14 protein-coding genes and 3 rRNA genes are annotated in these 21,741 nt (G+C 68.9%); 15 read left to right on the top strand and 2 right to left on the bottom strand.

What is annotated here, in order from left to right:
• The first annotated feature begins 43 nt into the window (after positions 1–43).
• The 4 genes from tyrS to rrf all read left to right on the top strand — a co-directional run bounded on the left by tyrS (position 44) and on the right by rrf (position 6,914).
• Positions 44–1,336, top strand: a complete 1,293-nt coding sequence (tyrS, locus tag LTT61_RS27780) for a tyrosine--tRNA ligase (protein WP_233016960.1) — start codon at positions 44–46, stop codon at positions 1,334–1,336.
• Positions 1,337–1,814: 478 nt separating this feature from the next.
• Positions 1,815–3,333 (top strand): 16S ribosomal RNA (locus LTT61_RS27785).
• A 265-nt stretch (positions 3,334–3,598) separates the two neighbouring features.
• Positions 3,599–6,733 (top strand): 23S ribosomal RNA (locus LTT61_RS27790).
• 64 nt (positions 6,734–6,797) lie between these two features.
• Positions 6,798–6,914 (top strand): 5S ribosomal RNA (rrf, locus tag LTT61_RS27795).
• The 16S, 23S and 5S rRNA genes sit together here, the layout of an rRNA operon.
• A gap of 111 nt (positions 6,915–7,025) precedes the next feature.
• Here the strand turns inward: rrf and LTT61_RS27800 are convergent.
• Positions 7,026–8,996: a hypothetical protein gene (locus LTT61_RS27800; protein ID WP_233016961.1), complete on the bottom strand. Its 1,971-nt coding sequence runs from the start codon at positions 8,994–8,996 to the stop codon at positions 7,026–7,028.
• A gap of 303 nt (positions 8,997–9,299) precedes the next feature.
• Between LTT61_RS27800 and LTT61_RS27805 the strand changes: the two genes are divergently transcribed.
• From LTT61_RS27805 to recN, 6 genes are all read left to right on the top strand, one after another.
• Positions 9,300–10,349 (top strand): hypothetical protein, encoded by a 1,050-nt coding sequence (locus tag LTT61_RS27805; protein ID WP_420094836.1) that lies wholly within the window; start codon positions 9,300–9,302, stop codon positions 10,347–10,349.
• Positions 10,350–10,619: 270 nt separating this feature from the next.
• Positions 10,620–11,618 (top strand): HAD-IIA family hydrolase, encoded by a 999-nt coding sequence (locus LTT61_RS27810; RefSeq protein WP_233016962.1) that lies wholly within the window; start codon positions 10,620–10,622, stop codon positions 11,616–11,618.
• Positions 11,615–11,884 (top strand): hypothetical protein, encoded by a 270-nt coding sequence (locus LTT61_RS27815; protein ID WP_233016963.1) that lies wholly within the window; start codon positions 11,615–11,617, stop codon positions 11,882–11,884. Before LTT61_RS27810 ends, LTT61_RS27815 begins: the two co-directional genes overlap by 4 nt.
• The gene (locus LTT61_RS27820) at positions 11,885–12,706 is read left to right on the top strand and encodes a TlyA family RNA methyltransferase (protein ID WP_233016964.1); all 822 of its coding nucleotides are present in this window, start codon (positions 11,885–11,887) and stop codon (positions 12,704–12,706) included.
• The gene (locus tag LTT61_RS27825; RefSeq protein ID WP_233016965.1) at positions 12,703–13,665 is read left to right on the top strand and encodes an NAD kinase; all 963 of its coding nucleotides are present in this window, start codon (positions 12,703–12,705) and stop codon (positions 13,663–13,665) included. The genes LTT61_RS27820 and LTT61_RS27825 overlap by 4 nt, the downstream gene beginning before the upstream one ends.
• Positions 13,643–15,418, top strand: a complete 1,776-nt coding sequence (recN, locus tag LTT61_RS27830; RefSeq protein WP_233016966.1) for a DNA repair protein RecN — start codon at positions 13,643–13,645, stop codon at positions 15,416–15,418. The genes LTT61_RS27825 and recN overlap by 23 nt, the downstream gene beginning before the upstream one ends.
• A gap of 44 nt (positions 15,419–15,462) precedes the next feature.
• Here recN and LTT61_RS27835 read toward each other — a convergent pair whose 3' ends face one another.
• The gene (locus LTT61_RS27835) at positions 15,463–15,882 is read right to left on the bottom strand and encodes an SRPBCC family protein (protein ID WP_233016967.1); all 420 of its coding nucleotides are present in this window, start codon (positions 15,880–15,882) and stop codon (positions 15,463–15,465) included.
• A gap of 156 nt (positions 15,883–16,038) precedes the next feature.
• Here LTT61_RS27835 and steA point away from each other — a divergent pair, with 156 nt between their 5' ends.
• From steA to xerD, 5 genes are all read left to right on the top strand, one after another.
• The gene (gene steA, locus LTT61_RS27840) at positions 16,039–17,253 is read left to right on the top strand and encodes a putative cytokinetic ring protein SteA (protein ID WP_233016968.1); all 1,215 of its coding nucleotides are present in this window, start codon (positions 16,039–16,041) and stop codon (positions 17,251–17,253) included.
• An 11-nt stretch (positions 17,254–17,264) separates the two neighbouring features.
• Entirely contained in the window at positions 17,265–18,209 is a 945-nt protein-coding gene (locus LTT61_RS27845) for a copper transporter (protein WP_233016969.1), read from the top strand.
• Positions 18,210–18,295: 86 nt separating this feature from the next.
• Positions 18,296–20,014, top strand: coding sequence for a CTP synthase (locus tag LTT61_RS27850; RefSeq protein ID WP_233016970.1), 1,719 nt, complete (start codon positions 18,296–18,298; stop codon positions 20,012–20,014).
• Entirely contained in the window at positions 20,011–20,655 is a 645-nt protein-coding gene (locus tag LTT61_RS27855) for an NUDIX domain-containing protein (protein WP_233016971.1), read from the top strand. Before LTT61_RS27850 ends, LTT61_RS27855 begins: the two co-directional genes overlap by 4 nt.
• Before the next feature lie 8 nt (positions 20,656–20,663).
• Positions 20,664–21,593 (top strand): site-specific tyrosine recombinase XerD, encoded by a 930-nt coding sequence (xerD, locus tag LTT61_RS27860; protein ID WP_233021233.1) that lies wholly within the window; start codon positions 20,664–20,666, stop codon positions 21,591–21,593.
• The last annotated feature ends 148 nt before the right edge of the window (positions 21,594–21,741 follow it).

Consider the following 21,741-nt stretch of genomic DNA (forward strand, 5'->3'; position numbering starts at 1 on the left):
CTCGGGGAACCCGCCCCCGCCCGGTGCGGCACAATCGGTCCACGTGAGCAGCGACATCATCGACGAACTGACCTGGCGCGGCCTGATCGCGCAGTCCACCGATCCGGATGCCTTGCGCGCGGCCCTGGCCGACGCGCCGCTCTCGCTCTATGCCGGCTTCGACCCGACCGCCGCCAGCCTGCACGCGGGCCACCTCGTCCCGCTGCTCACCCTGCGCCGCTTCCAGCGCGCGGGGCACCGGCCCATCGTCCTCGCCGGCGGTGCGACCGGGCTGATCGGCGACCCGCGCGACGTCGGCGAGCGCACCATGAACGCGGCCGACACCGTCGCCGAGTGGTCCGGGCGCATCCGCGCCCAGCTGGAGCGCTTCGTCGACCTCGACGATTCGCCCACCGGCGCCACCGTCGTGAACAACCTGGACTGGACCGGCCCGCTCTCGGTCGTCGACTTCCTGCGCGACATCGGCAAGCACTTCTCGGTGAACGTCATGCTGGCCAGGGAGACGGTCAAGCGACGGCTCGACACCGACGGCATCTCCTACGCCGAGTTCAGCTACATGCTGCTGCAGGCCAACGACTACCTGCAGCTGCGCCGCAGCCACGGCTGCCGACTGCAGGTCGGCGGCTCGGACCAGTGGGGCAACATCATCGCGGGCGTCGAGCTGAACCGCCGGGTGGACGGCGAGCAGGTGCACGCGCTCACCGTCCCGCTGGTCACCTCGGCGGACGGCAAGAAGTTCGGCAAGTCGACCGGTGGCGGCAGCCTCTGGCTCGACCCCGAGCTGACCAGCCCCTACGCCTGGTACCAGTACTTCGTGAACACCGCCGACGCCGACGTCGTCCGCTACCTGCGCTGGTTCACCTTCCTGAGCCGCGAGGAGCTGGCCGAGCTGGAGACCGCCACCGCCGAGCGCCCGCACGCCAGGGAGGCGCAGCGCAGGCTCGCCGCCGAGATGACCACGCTGGTGCACGGCGAGGCCGAGACCCGCGGGGTGCAGCTGGCGAGCCAGGCGCTCTTCGGCCGCGCCGACCTGCGCGAGCTCGGAGAGGCGACGCTCGCCGCGGCGCTCCGCGAGGCCGCGGTGGACGGGACGGTCGCCGAGATCGACCCGAGCGGCGCGAACACCATCGTCGACCTGCTGGTGGCCTCCGGGCTGTCGGAGAGCAGGGGAGCGGCCCGCCGCGCCGTCAACGAGGGGGGCGCCGCGGTCAACAACGACCGCGTCACCGACCTCGACTGGACCCCCGGCGACGGCGACTACCTGCACGGACAGTGGCTGGTGCTGCGTCGAGGCAAGCGCAACTTCGCCGGCGTGCGCCGCACCCCTCGAGAATGATCTTGAAAGTGGCCCGGATCACAACGGTGTGATTCCGGGTCACTGTCCGGGTCTGGCCGCGCTGACCTGCGGTTTTGCTTCCCTGACCAGGCGATTTGACGTTGCGTTTTCCGCCGCGTAACTTATTCCATGTCAGAGCGACACGGACACCGACCCGGGAGACCGGGACACGAGGTTGGACGGTTGAGCGCCTGACGGATTTGGATACCTGCTCTTGATGAGCTAAGCTGGTCCAACAGCCGCACGGAAACTCCGGAGAATATCCGGTTCGGATGTGTGTGCGTGTGTTCTTTGAGAACTCAATAGTGTGTCGATGAATGTCAGTGCCAAATGTTTATTTGGTTCTCGATTCTTGCACCCCCGTGTGAGGGTCGGGACATTTAGTCAGCAAATTTTTTGCTGGCGTTTTGTTTTGCTGGGTTTTCGGACTCGCGTTTTTCTTTCGATTGCGCCTCTTTGGGGGTGTGGTTGTGAGTCTTCAACGGAGAGTTTGATCCTGGCTCAGGACGAACGCTGGCGGCGTGCTTAACACATGCAAGTCGAGCGGTAAGGCCCTTCGGGGTACACGAGCGGCGAACGGGTGAGTAACACGTGGGTGATCTGCCTCGCACTCTGGGATAAGCCTGGGAAACTGGGTCTAATACCGGATAGGACCACTGATCGCATGGTTGGTGGTGGAAAGATTTATCGGTGTGAGATGGGCCCGCGGCCTATCAGCTTGTTGGTGGGGTAATGGCCTACCAAGGCGACGACGGGTAGCCGGCCTGAGAGGGCGACCGGCCACACTGGGACTGAGACACGGCCCAGACTCCTACGGGAGGCAGCAGTGGGGAATATTGCACAATGGGCGAAAGCCTGATGCAGCGACGCCGCGTGAGGGATGACGGCCTTCGGGTTGTAAACCTCTTTCGACAGGGACGAAGCGCAAGTGACGGTACCTGTAGAAGAAGCACCGGCCAACTACGTGCCAGCAGCCGCGGTAATACGTAGGGTGCGAGCGTTGTCCGGAATTACTGGGCGTAAAGAGCTTGTAGGCGGTCTGTCGCGTCGTCCGTGAAAACTTGGGGCTCAACCCCAAGCTTGCGGGCGATACGGGCAGACTTGAGTACTTCAGGGGAGACTGGAATTCCTGGTGTAGCGGTGAAATGCGCAGATATCAGGAGGAACACCGGTGGCGAAGGCGGGTCTCTGGGAAGTAACTGACGCTGAGAAGCGAAAGCGTGGGTAGCAAACAGGATTAGATACCCTGGTAGTCCACGCCGTAAACGGTGGGTACTAGGTGTGGGTTTCCTTCCACGGGATCCGTGCCGTAGCTAACGCATTAAGTACCCCGCCTGGGGAGTACGGCCGCAAGGCTAAAACTCAAAGGAATTGACGGGGGCCCGCACAAGCGGCGGAGCATGTGGATTAATTCGATGCAACGCGAAGAACCTTACCTGGGTTTGACATACACCGGAAACCTGCAGAGATGTAGGCCCCCTTGTGGTCGGTGTACAGGTGGTGCATGGCTGTCGTCAGCTCGTGTCGTGAGATGTTGGGTTAAGTCCCGCAACGAGCGCAACCCTTGTCCTGTATTGCCAGCGGGTTATGCCGGGGACTTGCAGGAGACTGCCGGGGTCAACTCGGAGGAAGGTGGGGACGACGTCAAGTCATCATGCCCCTTATGTCCAGGGCTTCACACATGCTACAATGGCCGGTACAGAGGGCTGCGATACCGTGAGGTGGAGCGAATCCCTTAAAGCCGGTCTCAGTTCGGATCGGGGTCTGCAACTCGACCCCGTGAAGTTGGAGTCGCTAGTAATCGCAGATCAGCAACGCTGCGGTGAATACGTTCCCGGGCCTTGTACACACCGCCCGTCACGTCATGAAAGTCGGTAACACCCGAAGCCGGTGGCCTAACCCCTTGTGGGAGGGAGCCGTCGAAGGTGGGATCGGCGATTGGGACGAAGTCGTAACAAGGTAGCCGTACCGGAAGGTGCGGCTGGATCACCTCCTTTCTAAGGAGCACATAGCATTTCGGGTCCGAGTGTGGCCCGGTGTTGCTCACGGGTGGAACGCTGACGCTGTACCGGATTCGTCCGGTTCTATATCGACACACTGTTGGGTCCTGAAAGAACACGCGAGTGTTTTTTCGAGGAAGAAGAATGCGACGAGACCGCGTAGCGGTTCATACCAGCCTCTTTGTGTAGGGGTGTCGGTGACGCGGATTGCGTGGTCTTGTGTGTTGTTTGAGAACTGTACAGTGGACGCGAGCATCTTTGTTTGTAAGTGTTTAAGAGCGTTCGGTGGATGCCTTGGCACCAGGAGCCGATGAAGGACGTAGGAGGCTGCGATAAGCCTCGGGGAGCTGTCAACCGAGCTGTGATCCGAGGATGTCCGAATGGGGAAACCCGGCACGAGTGATGTCGTGTCACCCGCATCTGAATGTATAGGGTGTGTGGAGGGAACGCGGGGAAGTGAAACATCTCAGTACCCGCAGGAAGAGAAAACAACAGTGATTCCGTGAGTAGTGGCGAGCGAAAGCGGATGAGGCTAAACCATGCGTGTGTGATAGCCGGCAGGTGTTGCACGTGTGGGGTCGTGGGGTCATTTTTCCCGGTTCTGCCGAGCTGGGCGACAGTCAGAAAGGTGCGTGTTAGTCGAAGTGGTCTGGGATGGCCGACCGTAGACGGTGAGAGTCCGGTAGACGAAAACATGTTCCCTGTCGTAGGTGATGCCCGAGTAGCAGCGGGCCCGTGAAATCTGCTGTGAATCTGCCGGGACCACCCGGTAAGCCTGAATACTCCCTGGTGACCGATAGCGGACTAGTACCGTGAGGGAAAGGTGAAAAGTACCCCGGGAGGGGAGTGAAATAGTACCTGAAACCGGACGCTTACAATCCGTCAGAGCCTGTGCACAGTTTGGTCTGTGGTGGGTGATGGCGTGCCTTTTGAAGAATGAGCCTGCGAGTTAGTGGCATGTGGCGAGGTTAACCCGTGTGGGGTAGCCGTAGCGAAAGCGAGTCCGAATAGGGCGTTGAGTCGTGTGTTCTAGACCCGAAGCGGAGTGATCTACCCATGGCCAGGGTGAAGCGACGGTAAGACGTCGTGGAGGCCCGAACCCACTTAGGTTGAAAACTGAGGGGATGAGTTGTGGGTAGGGGTGAAAGGCCAATCAAACTCCGTGATAGCTGGTTCTCCCCGAAATGCATTTAGGTGCAGCGTCACGTGTTTCACTCCGGAGGTAGAGCTACTGGATGGCCTAGGGGGCCCACAAGCTTACCGAAGTCAGCCAAACTCCGAATGCCGGGGTGTGAGAGCGTGGCAGTGAGACTGCGGGGGATAAGCTTCGTAGTCGAGAGGGAAACAGCCCAGATCGCCGGCTAAGGCCCCTAAGCGTGTACTAAGTGGAAAAGGATGTGGGGTCGCGAAGACAACCAGGAGGTTGGCTTAGAAGCAGCCACCCTTGAAAGAGTGCGTAATAGCTCACTGGTCAAGTGATCCTGCGCCGACAATGTAGCGGGGCTCAAGTACACCGCCGAAGCCGCGGCACTCCCACAATACATCGGCTCGATCCTGCGGGGTCGTGTCTAGTGGTGGGGGTGGGTAGGGGAGCGTCGTGCATCCTGGGAAGCAGCAGCGTGAGCTAGTTGTGGAGGGTGTGCGAGTGAGAATGCAGGCATGAGTAGCGAAAGACGAGTGAGAAACTCGTCCGCCGAATGACCAAGGGTTCCTGGGCCAGGTTAATCCGCCCAGGGTGAGTCGGGACCTAAGGCGAGGCCGACAGGCGTAGTCGATGGACAACGGGTTGATATTCCCGTACCCGTGTATCCGCGCCCAATGGCGAATCATCTGTGCTAAACGCCCTGAACCGGATCCATCACCTTCGGGTGAGGAGAGGGGGATGCGCGTGACCCTGGGTGTAGTAGTCAAGCGATGGGGTGACGCAGGAAGGTAGCTGGGCCCGGTAATGGTTGTCCGGGTGTAAGCCTGTAGGGCGTTGTGTAGGCAAATCCGCACAGCATATAGCCTGAGAGGTGATGCGTAGCCGATTGAGGTGAATTCAGTGATCCTATGCTGCCGAGAAAAGCCTCTAGTGAGTTGGTACACGGCCCGTACCCCAAACCGACACAGGTGGTCAGGTAGAGAATACCGAGGCGATCGAGAGAACTGTGGTTAAGGAACTCGGCAAAATGCCCCCGTAACTTCGGGAGAAGGGGGACCAACACTGGTGACCGGATTTACTCCGTGAGCTGGTGGTGGTCGCAGAGACCAGAGAGAAGCGACTGTTTACTAAAAACACAGGTCCGTGCGAAGTCGTAAGACGATGTATACGGACTGACGCCTGCCCGGTGCCGGAAGGTTAAGAGGACCGGTTAGCCCTTTAGGGGGCGAAGCTGAGAATTTAAGCCCCGGTAAACGGCGGTGGTAACTATAACCATCCTAAGGTAGCGAAATTCCTTGTCGGGTAAGTTCCGACCTGCACGAATGGCGTAACGACTTCTCTGCTGTCTCAACCACAGACTCGGCGAAATTGCATTACGAGTAAAGATGCTCGTTACGCGCGGCAGGACGAAAAGACCCCGGGACCTTCACTATAGCTTGGTATTGGTGTTCGGTACGGTTTGTGTAGGATAGGTGGGAGACTGTGAAGCGGGCACGCCAGTGTTCGTGGAGTCATCGTTGAAATACCACTCTGATCGTATTGGACTTCTAACCTCGGGCCATGATCTGGTTCAGGGACAGTGCCTGGTGGGTAGTTTAACTGGGGCGGTTGCCTCCCAAAATGTAACGGAGGCGCCCAAAGGTTCCCTCAGCCTGGTTGGCAATCAGGTGTCGAGTGCAAGTGCACAAGGGAGCTTGACTGTGAGACTGACAGGTCGAGCAGGGACGAAAGTCGGGACTAGTGATCCGGCACCGGCATGTGGAAGCGGTGTCGCTCAACGGATAAAAGGTACCCCGGGGATAACAGGCTGATCTTCCCCAAGAGTCCATATCGACGGGATGGTTTGGCACCTCGATGTCGGCTCGTCGCATCCTGGGGCCGGAGTAGGTCCCAAGGGTTGGGCTGTTCGCCCATTAAAGCGGCACGCGAGCTGGGTTTAGAACGTCGTGAGACAGTTCGGTCTCTATCCGCCGCGCGCGTCAGAAACTTGAGGAAGGCTGTCCCTAGTACGAGAGGACCGGGACGGACGAACCTCTGGTGTGCCAGTTGTCCTGCCAAGGGCACTGCTGGTTGGCTACGTTCGGAAGGGATAACCGCTGAAAGCATCTAAGCGGGAAGCCTGTTCCAAGATGAGGTTTCTCACCACCATCGAGTGGTTAAGGCCCCCTACAGACCATGGGGTTGATAGGCCGGAACTGGAAGCGCAGTAATGCGTGGAGGTGACTGGTACTAATAGGCCGAGGGCTTACCAACAAAGATTGCTACGCGTCCACTGTACGGTTCTGAAACAACACGGTTCGTGTTCGTTTCACAGAGTTACGGCGGTTATAGCGGCAGGGAAACGCCCGGTCCCATTCCGAACCCGGAAGCTAAGCCTGCCAGCGCCGATGGTACTGCACTCGACAGGGTGTGGGAGAGTAGGACACCGCCGGAACAAATTGTCAGATCAGGGGATCCACCGAGGTGGGTCCCCTGATCTCGTTTCAGGGCCCGATCGCACCCGCCGGCAGGCGGGTGCTTCGTGCTGCCCGCAGCATGGTTGAATTCAAGAGCGAACATACTTCTCCCGGCGGGACCGGGAATTCGGAAAGGGAACATCGTGCCGGAACGGAACGACGACCGGAAGCCCTTCCGGCGTGACGCCTCGCAGGGCGACTCCGACCGGCGCGGTTCGGGTGATTCCCGCCGAAACGACAACAGCCAGGGCGGTTTTCGTCGGAACGACGACCGCGGTGGCAGTTCCCGCGGGGGCGATCGCGACAGTCGGCCGAGCCGTGGCGGGGATTCCGACCGCGGGTCGCGGGATGGTGGGTTCCGGCGCGATGGCGGATCCTCCCAGGGCGGGAACAGCGGGTTCCGCCGCGACAGCTCCGGCAGCTCGAATCAGGGCGGATACCAGCGCGGGGGAGACCGTGACGGTGGACACCGGGGCGGGGGCGACCGGCGCGATGACCGGAGCGGCGGGTTCCGGCGCGACGACGATCGCCCGAACTTCCGGCGCGACGATCGCGACAGCGGGTCGCGCCGTGAGGGCGGGTTCCGCCGTGATGACCGTGGAGCCGGGGATCGGCACGACAACCGTGGTGGTTCCCAGCGAGGGAACGAGGGCGGCAGTGCCGGTGGGTTCCGCCGCGACGACCGGGACAGTGGTTTCCGGCGCGGCGGTGATCGCGAGGGCGGCAATCGACGCGATGACCGAGGTGGCGACAGTCGCGGCGGCGGATATCAGCGCGGCGGTGATCGCGACGGTGGATTCCGTCGAAGTGGTGACAGTGACAACCGGGGCGGGAGCGGCGGCGGCTTCCGCCGTGATAGCGGCGACCGAAGCGGCGGCTTCCGGCGCGACGGTGACAGTCGCGGCGGTGACAACCGCGGCGGCGGCTTCCGTGGTGGCGACAACCGCAGCGGTGGATTTCGTGGTAGCGACAACCGCGAAGGCGGTTCCCGTCATGGTGGCGACAGCCGTGAAGGCGGTTTCCGCAGTAGCGGTGACAGCGGCGGCCGTGAAGGCGGTTTCCGGCGCGGTGGCGATGGCGGGAATCGCGAGGGCGGTTTCCGGCGCGGTGGCGATAGTGCCAACCGCGAGGGTGGCTTCCGGAGTGGTGGCGACAGTGGCAACCGTGCCGGCGGCTTCCGAAGTGGCGGCGGCGGTGGCAACCAGCGGGACGATCGCGGGAGCGGATTCCGCGGTGGTGACCGCGAGGGCGGCAGCCGGAGTGACGATCGCGGGAGCGGATTCCGGCGTGATGATCGGGGCGGCGATTCGCGCCGTGACGATCGTGCGAGCGGTTCGCGGGGCGGTAGTGACCGCGATGGCGGGTTCCGTCGCGGTGGCGACCGCGAGGGCGGGTTCCGCAACGACGACCGCAGGGGTGGTGCCCGGCGCGACGATCGCGAGGGGGGCTACCGCAAGGACGACCGCGCCGGCGGTTCCCGCGAGGGCGGTTTCCGGCGGGATGATCGCGACAGCGGATCTCGCGGGGGCTCCAGCTCCGGCAGCTCGAATCAGGGCGGCTACCCGCGTGGCGGTGACCGTGACGGCGGGTTCCGGCGCGGTGCTGACCGGCCGGAGGGCAAGGGCGGGTTCCGGCGTGATGGCGGGAACCGCTCCGACGACCGCAGTGGGAATCGGCAGGGCGGGAACGAGCGCGACGGTGGTTTCCAGCGCGATGGTGATCGGCCGGCGAGCAATCGTGCCAGGGAGTTCCGGCGGAATGATCGCGCCGACCGGGCCGATGACCGCGCGAGCGGTGCCAAGGCCGAGGATCAGGCGAACGACTTCGATGCTCGCGCGGACGAGCTCGTTTTCACGAACGAGCGCGACGACCGTGCGGACAGTGGTGCCGACCAGGTAGACGGCCGGGCCGATCGTCAGGGCGATGATCGCGAGCACGGCAGCGACGAGCGCGAGCGCGGCGCCGGCGACCGCGAGCGCGCTGGCGATGATCACGGAAGCGATGGCAGCGACGGTGCGGATGGTGTGGATGACGGCGAGCGTGGCGTCGGTGTCCGCCAAGACACCGGGGGGTACCGCGAGCGCGGTGCCGACGGAGACGCGGCCGGTGACCGCGAGCGTAGCGCCGCCGACGGCGTAGACAGCGTCGACGGCGTGGGCAGTGCCGACGACCGCCTGGCCGGTGCCGACGACCGCCTGGCCGGTGCCGAGGACCGTGTGGACGGTGCCGAGGACCGCCCGGACAGTGCCAGGGACCGCGTGGACAGTGCCAGGGACCGCGTGGACGGTGCCGAGGACTCCCCGGACAGTGCCAGGGACCGCGTGGACGGTGCGGGGGACCGCCCGGATGGCGTTGGGGACCGCGTGGACGGTGCCGACCAGCGCGCAGACGGCTCCGGCGAGCCCGGCGATGGCGTGGGCGGTTCGGCGGCTGGTACGCGGGCTGGTGGAACCAGCGCTGAGGGCGCCGCGGCACCGTCGGACGACGCGGCACCTGCGAACGACGGAGCGGACAGCGGATCGCGGAGTGGCGGGGCCGATGCGGCCTCGATCGTGGGCGGAACCGATGTGCCGGCGGAACGGGCCGACGACTCTGCCTCCGACTCGAACGGCGCCGCGCGACGTGCGCCCGTGAACAACGCCGAGGAATACCGCAGCTTCAGCCGCGCGGGCAGTGACGACCGCCGCCGCGGCGGCGAGGGAGCCCGCCTCGGCCGCTCCCTCGACCGCCGCCCCCCGCGCCCGGAGGAGCCGGACCTCCCGGACGACATCCAGGCCTCCGACCTGGACCCCACCATCCGCCGCGACCTGCTGAGCCTGGACAAGGGCAACGCCGAGACAGTCGCCAGGCACCTGGTGATGGCCGCCGCCCTGATCGCGGACGATCCGGAACTCGCGCTCGCGCACGCCAGGGCGGCGCGGCAGCGGGCGGGGCGGATCGCGGTGGTCAGGGAGACCGCGGGCGTCACCGCCTACCACGCGGGCGAGTGGGCCGAGGCGCTCTCCGAGCTGCGGACCGCGCGCCGGATGTCCGGCGGCTCGGGGCTGCTCGCGGTCATGGCCGACTGCGAGCGCGGCCTGGGCCGCCCGGAGCGCGCCATCGAGCTCGGCCGCAGCGAGGAGGCTCGCGCCCTGAAGGGCGAGGAGGCGATCGAGCTGCGCATCGTGGTGGCGGGCGCGCGCATGGATCTGGGGCAGGTCGACCAGGCGGTGGTGACGTTGCAGACCGCCGAGCTGGATCCGGCGCGCAGCGGGTCGGCGCACGCGCGGCTGTTCTACGCCTACGCCGACGCGCTGGTCGCGGCCGGGCGGACCGACGAGGGGCTCACCTGGTTCCTCAACGCGGCCGCCGCTGACCTCGAGGGCGATACCGACGCCGAGGACCGGGCCGCGGAGCTCACCGCGGAGAACTGACCCTGTCGGTGGCCCCCGCTACAGTGCGGGGGTCTCGTCGAGGAGCCCGGGCGCGCCCGGGTGGCCGGTCCGCGTTGGCGGCTCGTCCGGATTGGTGACGACCGGGGCCCGTCGCGGCGCCCGAGTGATGATGAGCACGGCGGCACCCGTGCCCGGTTCTGCGACCATGAGGACGAGACGGCGGCGCATCCGCGCCGCGCGCGCCCGCAGCGGGTGCGTCCGATGGACCGGTTCGGCCGGATCCGAGCGCCGAGACGAAACGAGGGTGGAGTGACCCGGCTACGAGACGGTTACCGAGCGTTGCTGCTCGACCTGGACGGCACGCTGTACCGCGGGGCCGCGGTGATCCCCGGCGCCCCCGAGGCGCTGCCCGCCGGCTCCGCGCAGCAGCTCGTCTACGTCACCAACAACGCCAGCCGCAGCCCGGGCGCGGTGGCCGAGCACCTCACCGAGCTCGGCTTCGCCGCGGCGCCCGACGATGTGGTCACCAGCGCGCAGGCCGCCGCGCGGCTGCTCGCCGAGCGGGTGCCCGCGGGCGCGGATGTGCTGGTCGTCGGCACCGACGCGCTGGCGGCCGAGGTCAGCGGCGTCGGCTTGAATCCGGTGCGGCGCTTCGACGATCGGGTGCCCGCCGCGGTGGTGCAGGGGCATTCGCCGGAGACCGCGTGGCCGGATCTCGCGGAGGCCGCCTACGCCGTCCGGGCCGGCGCGCACTGGGTGGCCGCCAACACCGACCGCACCCTGCCGAACGAGCGCGGCCTCGCGCCCGGCAACGGCTCCATGGTCGCGGCGCTGCGGGCCGCGACCGACACCGAGCCGGAGGTGGCGGGCAAACCCTTCGCGCCGCTGCTGGAGGATGCGCTCACCAGGGCGGGCACCCGCGCCGCGCTGGTCGTCGGCGACCGGCTGGACACCGATATCGATGGCGCCAACCGGGTCGGGCTCGATTCGCTGCTCGTGCTCACCGGTGTGAGCACCCTGGACGAACTGGCCGCCGCGCCGCCGGAGCACCGGCCCACCTACGTCGCGCTCTCCCTCGACGCGCTGAACCACCCGGTCGCCGCCGACGAGGTGGAGCTGGGCTCGCCCGCGCTGGGCGAACTGCTCGACGCCGAACCCGCCCGCGCCTTCCCGGTGCGCGGCAGCGCGGGTGATCGGGCGGCGAACGGCGCCCCGACCGGCGGTGCCACCGCGGGATCGACGGCGGCCGCGAGCGGTGCGGCCACGGGCAACGGCTCCGGAAATCCGATAGCGTTGAGCCCACGATGACTACTCCGACGCCGCGCCCGCACCCCGGCCAGCACGGCCACCGCCAGGGGATGCCGCTGCCGGGCAGCCACCTGCCCGGTGCGGCGCCGGAGCCGGAGCCGGCCGACCCGGCCCTGGTGCGGGCGGAGGTGCGGGAGCTGCTGGCCGAGCTGGAGGCGGGCGCCGGGCACGCGGACGCCGGGGTCGACCTCATCCGCCGGGCGAAGATCCTGGAACAGGCGCACGACGTGCTGGTCGAGGCGCTCGCCACGGTGGACAAGATCTGAGTGGCCAGGCGTGCGCGCGTTGACGCCGAGCTGGTCCGCCGCGGCATGGCCCGGTCGCGGGAACACGCGGTCGAGTTGATCACCGCGGGCCGCGTGCTGATCAACGGCTCGATCGCCTCGAAGGCGGCGACGGCGGTCGAGACCGGCACCCCGCTGCTGGTCCGCACCGAGCCGGACGAGGTCTCCTGGGCCTCGCGGGGCGCGCACAAACTGCTCGGCGCGCTGGCGGCCTTCGAACCGGAGGGGCTGACGGTGGCCGGGCGGCGCTGCCTGGACGCGGGCGCCTCCACCGGCGGCTTCACCGACGTCCTGCTGGCGAAGGGGGCGACGCGGGTGGTGGCGGTCGACGTCGGCTACGGGCAGCTGGTGTGGCGGCTGCAGAGCGACGACCGGGTGACGGTGCTGGATCGCACCAATGTCAGGAAGCTGACCCCGGAGGCGATCGGCGGCCGGGTCGAGCTCGTCGTCGGCGATCTGTCGTTCATCTCGCTGGGGCTGGTGCTGCCCGCGTTGGCCGCGTGCGCGGCGCCGGGCGCGGATCTCGTGCCGATGGTGAAGCCGCAGTTCGAGGTCGGAAAGGACCGGGTCGGCGCCGGTGGCGTGGTGCGGGATCCGGCGCTGCGTGCGGCGGCGGTGCGCGAGGTCGCGGCCGCGGCGGCGGCGCTCGGGCTGCGGACGCGGGCGGTGACGGCGAGCCCGCTGCCGGGGCCGTCCGGCAATGTCGAATACTTCCTGTGGTTGCGGAACGAGGGCCGGGTCACCGACGACCCGGCCGCGGTCGCGACCATGGTGCAGCGCGCCGTCGAGGAGGGACCACAGTGAACGCGGGAACGCCGCTCAGCGGCCGAGAGATCCTGTTGGTCGCGCATCCGGGCCGGGCCGAGATCATCGAGACGGCACACCGGGTCGCGAAGATCTTCGGCGACGCCGGGATCGGATTGCGGATCCTCGCCGACGAGGCCGACAGCACCCGGTTCGAGGGCGCGGTCGGCAGCGAGGGCGCGGTGCGGGTGGTCGAGGTCGGCCCGGCGGCCGCGGTCGGCTGCGAGATGGTGCTCGTCCTCGGCGGCGACGGCACGCTGCTGCGCGCGGCCGAGCTGGCCCGCCCCGCCGCCACCCCGGTGCTCGGAATCAATCTGGGCCGCATCGGATTCCTCACCGAGGCCGAGGCGGAGAACCTGGACGAGGCGCTGGCCCAGGTGGTGCAGCACGACTACCGGGTCGAGCACCGGATGACCATCGACGTCACCGTCCGGGTGGACGACGAGATCGTCGAAACCGGCTGGGCGCTGAACGAAGCCAGCATCGAGAACGCCTCGCGGATCGGGGTGCTCGAGGTGGTGCTCGAGGTGGACGGCAGGCCGGTGTCGTCGTTCGGGTGCGACGGCATCCTGCTCGCCACCCCGACCGGCTCCACCGCCTACGCGTTCTCCGCGGGCGGGCCGGTGGTCTGGCCGGAACTGGAAGCGCTGCTGGTCATCCCGAGCAACGCGCACGCCCTGTTCGCGCGGCCGCTGGTCGCCAGCCCGGAGTCGCGGATCGCGGTCGAGTCGGTGGCCACCGGACACGATGCGATAGTTTTCCTCGATGGCAGGCGCACGCTGGCGCTGCCGCGCGGCAGCCGCGTGGAGGCGGTCCGCGGCGCCGAACCGGTGCGCTGGGTGCGGCTGGACTCGGCGCCCTTCGCGGACAGAATGGTGCGCAAGTTCCAATTGCCCGTGACAGGCTGGCGAGGCCGGCGGCGAACGGAGAGCACAAGTGCTGACAGAGATCAGGATTGACGGTCTCGGCGTCATATCCGCCGCGACCGCGCAGTTCCACGAGGGGCTGACCGTCCTCACCGGCGAGACCGGTGCGGGCAAGACCATGGTGGTCACCAGCCTGCACCTGCTCAGCGGGGCGCGGGCGGATCCAGGGCGGGTGCGCCTCGGCGCCGAGAAAGCCGTGGTGGAGGGGCGATTCATGGTCGACGAGCTGAACGAGGCCGCGCGCACCGAGGTCGCCGCGGTGCTGGAGTCGGCGGCCGCCGAGGCCGACGACGACGGCAGTGTCATCGCCATCCGCACGGTCGGCAAGGACGGCCGCTCCCGGGCGCACCTCGGCGGGCGCGGCGTGCCCGCCTCGGTGCTCGCCGGGTTCACCGCGCCGCTGCTCACCGTGCACGGGCAGAACGACCAGCTGCGGCTGCAGCGGCCGGAGCAGCAGCTGGCGGCACTGGACCGGTTCGCGGCGGAGACCGTCGAACCGTTGCTACGCGGCTACCGCAAGCACCGCAAGGCCTGGCTGGCGGCGCGGGAGCGGCTGCTCGAGCGCACCGCGCGCAGCCGGGAGCTGGCGCTGGAGGCGGATCGGCTGACGCACTCGCTCACCGAGATCGACGCCGTGCGGCCCGAGCCGGGCGAGGATCTGCGGATCGTGGACGAGGTGCGGCGGCTCAGCGACCTGGATTCGCTGCGCGACGCCGCGGTTGTGGCGCACGACGCGCTGGCCGGGCCCACCGACGCGCCCGATGCCGGCTCCGGCGCGCTCGACCTGCTCGGCACCGCGCGGTCGCGGCTGGATGCCGCGGATGATCCCGCGCTCACCGCGCTGGCGCCGCGGCTCGCCGACGCCATCGCGGTGGTGGTGGATCTGACCACCGAGCTCAGCGGCTACCTCTCCGACCTGCCGTCGGACCCGAGCGCGCTGGACTCGCTGCTCACCAGGCAGGCCGAGCTGAAGACGCTGACCCGCAAGTACGCCGCCGACGTGGACGGGGTGCTCGCCTGGGCGGCGGAATCGCGGGCCAGGCTCGCCTCGCTCGACGTCTCCGAGGAGGCCATCGCGGGGCTGGCGGGCGAGGTCGACGCGGCCGCCGAGAAGGTGCGGGCGGCGGCGGTGAAGCTCAGCGCCGCGCGGACGAAGGCGGCGGGCAAACTGGCGAGCGCGGTGAGCGCGGAGCTGGCCGGGCTGGCCATGGGCAAGGCGCGGCTGGAGGTGACGGTCAGGCAGCTGCCCGCGAGCGCGCAGGATTCGGCGCCGCTGACGGTGGACGGGGCCGAGCTGCACGCCGGGTCGTCCGGGGTGGACGAGGTGGAGTTCCGGTTGTCCGCGCACTCGGGGGCGCAGTCGCTGCCGCTGAGCAAGAGCGCCTCCGGGGGTGAGCTCTCCCGGGTCATGCTGGCGCTGGAGGTGGTGCTCGCCGGGTCCGATCACGGGGCGACCATGGTCTTCGACGAGGTGGACGCGGGGGTCGGCGGCCGGGCCGCGGTCGAGATCGGGCGCAGGCTGGCCCGGTTGGCCCGCACCCACCAGGTGATCGTGGTGACGCACCTGCCGCAGGTGGCCGCCTTCGCCGACACCCACCTGGTGGTGAGCAAGTCGGACGACGGCAAGGGGCGGGTGGACAGCGGCGTGCAGTCGCTGGACCGCGAGGAGCGGGTGGTCGAGCTTGCGCGCATGCTCGCCGGACTGGACGACACCGAGACCGGGCGCGCGCACGCCGAGGAGCTCCTCGAAACCGCCCGCGCCGAACGGGAACCGGCCAGCGCCTGAATAGGCCCGCGGGCGCCCGGCCGGGCGCCCGCGGAAACCTCAGCTCAGCGGACCGCCTTCTGCGCACCCTTGATCATGGTGGTGATCAGGTTGCGCAGCCCCAGCTCCAGCACCTTGCCCGGCACCGGCAGCTTGGGCTCGGACTCCATGGTGTAGCTGACGAGGGTGCCACCGTCGGTGTCGGCGAAGGTGACGACGCCGATGTGCCGCTTGACCGGCGCCCCCGCGACGACCTTGTACGCCATCCGCTCGTTCGGCACGAGCTCGGTGATCTCCTCGGTGATCCCGACGCCGCCGACGCCGATGAGGTGCTGCGCGCCGACGCCCTCGCGCTCCGTGCTGCCCGGCCGCTTCAGGGTGATGTTCACCGCCAGGTGCGGGCTCAGGCTCTCGCGGTTCGCGAACGTGCGGTAGACGACATCGCGCGGGGCGGCGACGACGGCATCGACGGTGGTGCTGGCCATGAACGGCTCTCCTCGGATCGGGCTGTCTGTGACAGGAGCATATCGGGTTGTCTGGGGGTTCGCCGGAGGGTCTGCTTTGGTATCACTGTGACGAATGTGGCGTCGGATACGGCGCGCCTCCACCTCTGGTCGAGGGTTTGCGGACATCATCGGCCCATGAAGATGCCGGCGCTGCTATCGAGGAGTTCCGAAACGCTTCCTGGTCGCTCTGGAATAGCCAGGGTGGATCGCAACACTCGGCGGCTGCTGAAACGGGTCGGCCCCGGCGATATCGCCGTGCTCGACGAGATGGATCTGGACCGGGCCACCGCGGATCGGCTGCTCGAGGCCGGTGTCGTCGCCGTCGTCAACACCTCGCCCTCGATCTCCGGCCGGTACCCGAACCTGGGGCCCGAGGTGCTGGTCGCCAATGACGTGCTGCTGCTGGACACGCTGAGCTCGGATGCCTTCTCCAAGATCAAGGACGGCGCGAAGGTCCGGATCCACGACGGCACCGTCTACGCCGACAAGCTGGTGAAGAAGGAGCCGGAGGCGCTGGTCGACGGCATCGAGCTCACCGAGTCGGTGGTGGGGGACCGGATGATCGAGGCCCGCAACGGGCTCGCCGACCACCTCGAGGCCTTCGCGGGCAACACCATCGAGTTCGTGCGCACCGAGAGCAGCCTGCTGATCGACGGCGTCGGCGTGCCCGCGCTGACGCTGACGATGAAGCAGGCGCACGTGGTGGTGGTCGGCGACGGCCCGGACCACGCCGAGGACCTGCGCAGCCTGAAGCCGTTCGTCAAGGAGTACGCGCCGATCATGGTCGGCGTCGGCCGCGGCGCGGACACGCTGGTGAAGCAGGGGTACAAGCCGGATCTGATCGTCGGCGACCCGGACGAGATCACCACCAAGACGCTGCGCTCCGGCGGCGAGGTGATCCTGCCCGCCGACACCGACGGCCACGCCAAGGGGCTGGACCGGATCCAGGATCTCGGGATCGGCGCCACCACCTTCCCCTCGTCCGGCTCGGCGACCGACCTCGCGCTGCTGCTCGCGCACCACCACGGCGCGGCCATGATCGTCACCGCGGGGGCGGCGGTCTCGCTGGACGAGTTCTTCGATCGGGGCCGCAAGGACAGCAACCCGGCGACCTTCCTGACCCGGCTCAAGCTCGGCACCACGCTGGTCGACGCCAAGGCGGTCGCCACGCTGTACCGGCACCGCGGCTCCGGGGCCGCGCTGGCGCTGGTGGTGCTGGCCGCGCTGGTGGCGGTGATCGTGGTGCTGGTCGCCTCGGACAGCACCGGCGCGGTCCTCGACTGGGGCATCGACCTGTGGAACCGCTTCGCCGTCTGGGCGCAGGGCCTGGTCGGGGCGCGCGACAACTGAGGGGAGCCGCGATGATCTCGCTGCGCCAGCACGCCATCTCGATCGTGGCGATCTTCCTCGCGCTCGCGCTGGGGGTGGTGCTCGGGTCGCAGACGCTCGCCGCCGACCTGCTCGGCGGGCTGCGCTCGGACAAGGCCGAGCTGCGCACCCAGCTGGACGCGGCGACCGAGCAGAACCGGCTGCTCACCGAGCAGCTGTCGGTGACCGACGATTTCCTCGCCAAGTCGGCGGGCGCGGTGGTGCAGGGCACGCTGGCCGACCGCACCGTGCTGGTGTTCACCACCCCGGACGCGGTGCCGGAGGACGTGGACACGGTGAGCAGGAACCTGGAGGCCGCCGGCGCCGCCATCACCGGTCGGATCGCGCTGAACACCCCGTTCCTCGACACCGGCGAGGGCGACCGGATGCGCAGCGCGCTGATCAACGTGATCCCGGCCGGCGCGCAGCTGCGCACCGGCGCGACCGACCAGGGCAGCATCGCGGGCGACCTGCTCGGGCAGGTGCTGCTGCTCGACCCGGTGACGGCGCAGCCGCGCAGCACGCCGGAGGAGTTCGGGCTGGTGCTGGAGACGCTGCGCGGGGGCGGGTTCCTCGCCTACGGCGAGGATCCGGTGCGGGCGGGGCAGCTGGCGGTGGTGATCACCGGTGACATGCCGGATGCCGCGAACGGCAGCCGCGGGGTCTCGCTGGCGCGGTTCGCCGGTGGGCTGGACTCGGCGAGCGCGGGGGTGGTGCTTGCCGGGCGGCCGGGCGCGGTGAACGGGCAGGGCCCGATCGACGTGGTGCGCTCGGACACCCCGCTCTCGGCCGCGGTGACCACGGTGGACAACCTGGGCCGGCAGATCGGCCGGGTGACCGCCGTGCTGGGGCTGAGCGAACAGCTCAACGGCGGCGCGGGTCGCTACGGCACCGGCGCCAAGGCGACGGCGCTGACGGTCGCGACGCCGGCGAGCTGAACGCGGGCCGCGACATCCTGGCGACTTTTCGGCAAACCTGCGTGGCGGGTGAGCGCGGCGCCGGGCGCATGTTACCGTGAAGTCCCGTGGGTCAAACACGGATTCAGGCGCGAACAGCCACGAAGCACATCTTCGTCAGCGGTGGCGTCGCCTCCTCACTGGGCAAGGGTCTCACCGCTTCCAGCCTCGGTCAGTTGCTGACCGCGCGCGGGCTGCGGGTGACGATGCAGAAACTCGACCCGTATCTCAACGTCGATCCCGGCACCATGAACCCCTTCCAGCACGGTGAGGTGTTCGTGACCGAGGACGGCGCCGAGACCGATCTGGACGTCGGGCACTACGAGCGCTTCCTCGACCGCGACCTCTCCAGGGACGCGAACGTGACCACCGGGCAGATCTACTCGACGGTGATCGCGAAGGAGCGGCGCGGCGAGTACCTGGGCGACACGGTGCAGGTGATCCCGCACATCACCGACGAGATCAAGAGCCGCATCCTGGCCATGAGCGCCCCCGACGCCGAGGACATCATCCCGGACGTGGTGATCACCGAGATCGGCGGCACGGTCGGCGACATCGAGTCGCAGCCGTTCCTGGAGGCGGCCAGGCAGGTCAGGCACGACGTCGGCCGGGAGAACGTGTTCTTCCTGCACGTCTCGCTGGTGCCGTACCTGGCGCCGTCGGGTGAGCTCAAGACCAAGCCGACGCAGCACTCGGTGGCCGCGCTGCGCAGCATCGGCATCCAGCCGGACGCGCTCATCCTGCGCTGCGACCGCGAGGTGCCGCAGGGGCTCAAGAGCAAGATCGCGCTGATGTGCGACGTCGACGTGGACGGCTGCATCTCCACGCCGGACGCGCCGTCGATCTACGACATCCCCAAGGTGCTGCACCGCGAGGGGCTCGACGCCTACGTGGTGCGCAGGCTCGGGCTGCCGTTCCGGGACGTGGACTGGACGGTCTGGGGCGATCTGCTGGACCGGGTGCACTCGCCGCGCGAGACCGTCGAGGTGGCGCTGGTCGGCAAGTACGTCGACCTGCCGGACGCCTACCTCTCGGTCACCGAGGCGCTGCGCGCGGGCGGCTTCGCCTCGCGGGCCAGGGTGCAGATCCGCTGGGTGCAGTCGGACGACTGCGCGACCCCGGCGGGCGCGGCGGCCGCGCTGCGCGACGTGGACGCGGTGCTCATCCCCGGCGGCTTCGGGATCCGCGGCATCGAGGGCAAGGTCGGGGCGATCACCTACGCCCGCACCCGCGGGCTGCCGCTGCTCGGGCTCTGCCTGGGGCTGCAGTGCGTGGTGATCGAGGCGGCGCGCTCGATCGGGCTGGCCGAGGCGAACTCGGCGGAGTTCGAGCCGGAGACCCCGCACCCGGTGATCTCCACCATGGACGACCAGAAGCAGATCGTGGCGGGCGAGGCGGACCTGGGCGGCAGCATGCGGCTCGGGGCGTACCCGGCGGTGCTGGCGAAGGGGTCGCAGGTGGCGCAGGCGTACGGCACCGACCAGGTCTCCGAGCGGCACCGGCACCGGTACGAGGTGAACAACGCCTACCGGGACCGGATCGGGAAGAGCGGGCTGCGGTTCAGCGGCACCTCGCCGGACGGGCGGCTGGTGGAGTTCGTCGAGCTGCCCGCCGACAAGCACCCGTTCTTCGTCGCCACCCAGGCGCACCCCGAGCTCAAGAGCCGCCCGACCCGGCCGCACCCGCTCTTCGCGGCGCTGATCGCGGCGGCGCTGAAGTACAAGCTGGCGGAGCGGTTGCCGGTGGACATCCCGGACGAAGAGTTCGCGGGCGCGGAACAGGCATGAGCGAGCAGGTGGGGAGCCACACGTTCGAGACGGTGTCGTCGGAGACCGTGTACAGCGGGGCGATTCTGGCGCTGCGGCTCGACCAGGTGGTGATGCCGGGTGGCAAGGTCGCCGAGCGGGAGGTGGTGGAGCACCACGGCGCGGTCGCGGTGGTCGCCGTCGACGACGCCGGTGACGTGGTGCTCATCCGGCAGTACCGGCACCCGATCGGCACCAGGCTGCTGGAGCTGCCCGCCGGACTGATCGATGTCGAGGGCGAGGACCCGCTGGCGGCGGCGCGCCGCGAGCTGGCCGAGGAGACCGGGCTGGCCGCCGAGCGCTGGTCGGTGCTGGTCGACGTGGCGCTCTCGCCGGGTTTCACCGACGAGGCGCTGCGCATCTACCTGGCCGAGGGGCTCGGCGCGACCGACCGGCCCGAGCCGGAGCTGGAGGAGGCCGATATCGCGCTGGTGCGGCTGCCGCTCGCCGAGGCGGTCCGGGCGGCGCTGGCGGGCGAGATCGTGAACGCCACCGCGGTGGCGGGGGTGCTTGCGCTCGCCACCGCGCGCGCCACCGGCGTCGCGCTGCGGGCGGCGGAGGCGCCGTGGCCGGGGCAGCCGACCGCCCTGCTGCGCAGGCAGGCCGCGCAGCGCGGCAGCTGAGCGCCGCGGTGCTCGCCAGGGAGATCGACGGCTACCTCGACCACCTCGCGGTCGAGCGCGGCGCGGCCCGCAACACCGTCGCCGCCTACCGGCGCGACCTGGCCAGGTACCGCGAGTTCCTGGACGGCCGCGGCATCGCCGCGCTGGCGCGGGCGGGCGAGGCCGATGTGGCCGAGTTCGCCACCGCGCTGCGGGCGGGCGGGGCGGGCAGCCCCGCGCTGGCCGCTGGCTCGGTGGCGCGGGCGCTGATCGCGGTGCGCGGGCTGCACCGCTTCGCCGCCGCCGAGGGGCTGGCGGGCACCGACGTCGCGCGGGCGGTGAAACCGCCGAGCCAGGGGCGCAGGCTGCCCAAGGCGCTGCCCTACGACCAGGTGCTCGCGCTGCTGGAGGCCGCGGGCGGGGACGCGGCCGCGACGGACGCGCCGCGCGCGCTGCGCGACCGGGCGCTGCTCGAGCTGCTGTACTCCACCGGAGCCAGGATCTCGGAGGTGGTCGGGCTCGACGTGGACGACCTGGACACCGACGGCCGCGCGGTGGTGCTGCACGGCAAGGGCGGCAAACAGCGCATGGTCCCGATCGGGCGCCCCGCGCTGGCCGCGGTCGACGCCTACCTGGTGCGCGGGCGGCCCGCCCTGGTGCCGCGCGGGCGGGCCGCGGGCGGGCCCGCGCTGTTCCGCAACGCGCGCGGCGGCAGGCTCTCCAGGCAGAGCGCCTGGCAGGTGCTGCGCAGCGCCGCCGAGCGGGCCGGGATCGAGGCGGCGGTCTCGCCGCACACGCTGCGGCACTCCTTCGCGACGCACCTGCTCGACGGCGGCGCCGACGTCCGGGTGGTGCAGGAGCTGCTCGGGCACGCCTCGGTGACAACCACGCAGATCTACACCCTGGTCACGGTGACGACGCTGCGCGAGGTATGGGCCACCGCGCACCCGCGCGCGTGACCCGACCCGACCCGCCCGTTTTCGTACCCACCGGCCCGTAACCCGGACGCGCGGCGGTGACACGGGGAACACTGGGACGCGCGTGTCCGAGCGCCGGTGCCCCGCACGAGGCGGTAGCGTCTATCGGAAGCTGGACCGTACGAGAGCG

The organism is Nocardia asteroides, from assembly GCF_021183625.1.
GTDB classification, from domain to species: Bacteria; Actinomycetota; Actinomycetes; order Mycobacteriales; family Mycobacteriaceae; genus Nocardia; species Nocardia asteroides_A.

Coding starts and splice junctions, on each gene's coding strand:
- LTT61_RS27835 (WP_233016967.1), bottom strand. CDS start 15,882: ATGGCCAGCACCACCGTCGATGCCGTCGTCGCCGCCCCGCGCGATGTC.
- steA (WP_233016968.1), top strand. CDS start 16,039: ATGAAGATGCCGGCGCTGCTATCGAGGAGTTCCGAAACGCTTCCTGGT.
- LTT61_RS27815 (WP_233016963.1), top strand. CDS start 11,615: ATGACTACTCCGACGCCGCGCCCGCACCCCGGCCAGCACGGCCACCGC.
- LTT61_RS27845 (WP_233016969.1), top strand. CDS start 17,265: ATGATCTCGCTGCGCCAGCACGCCATCTCGATCGTGGCGATCTTCCTC.
- LTT61_RS27855 (WP_233016971.1), top strand. CDS start 20,011: ATGAGCGAGCAGGTGGGGAGCCACACGTTCGAGACGGTGTCGTCGGAG.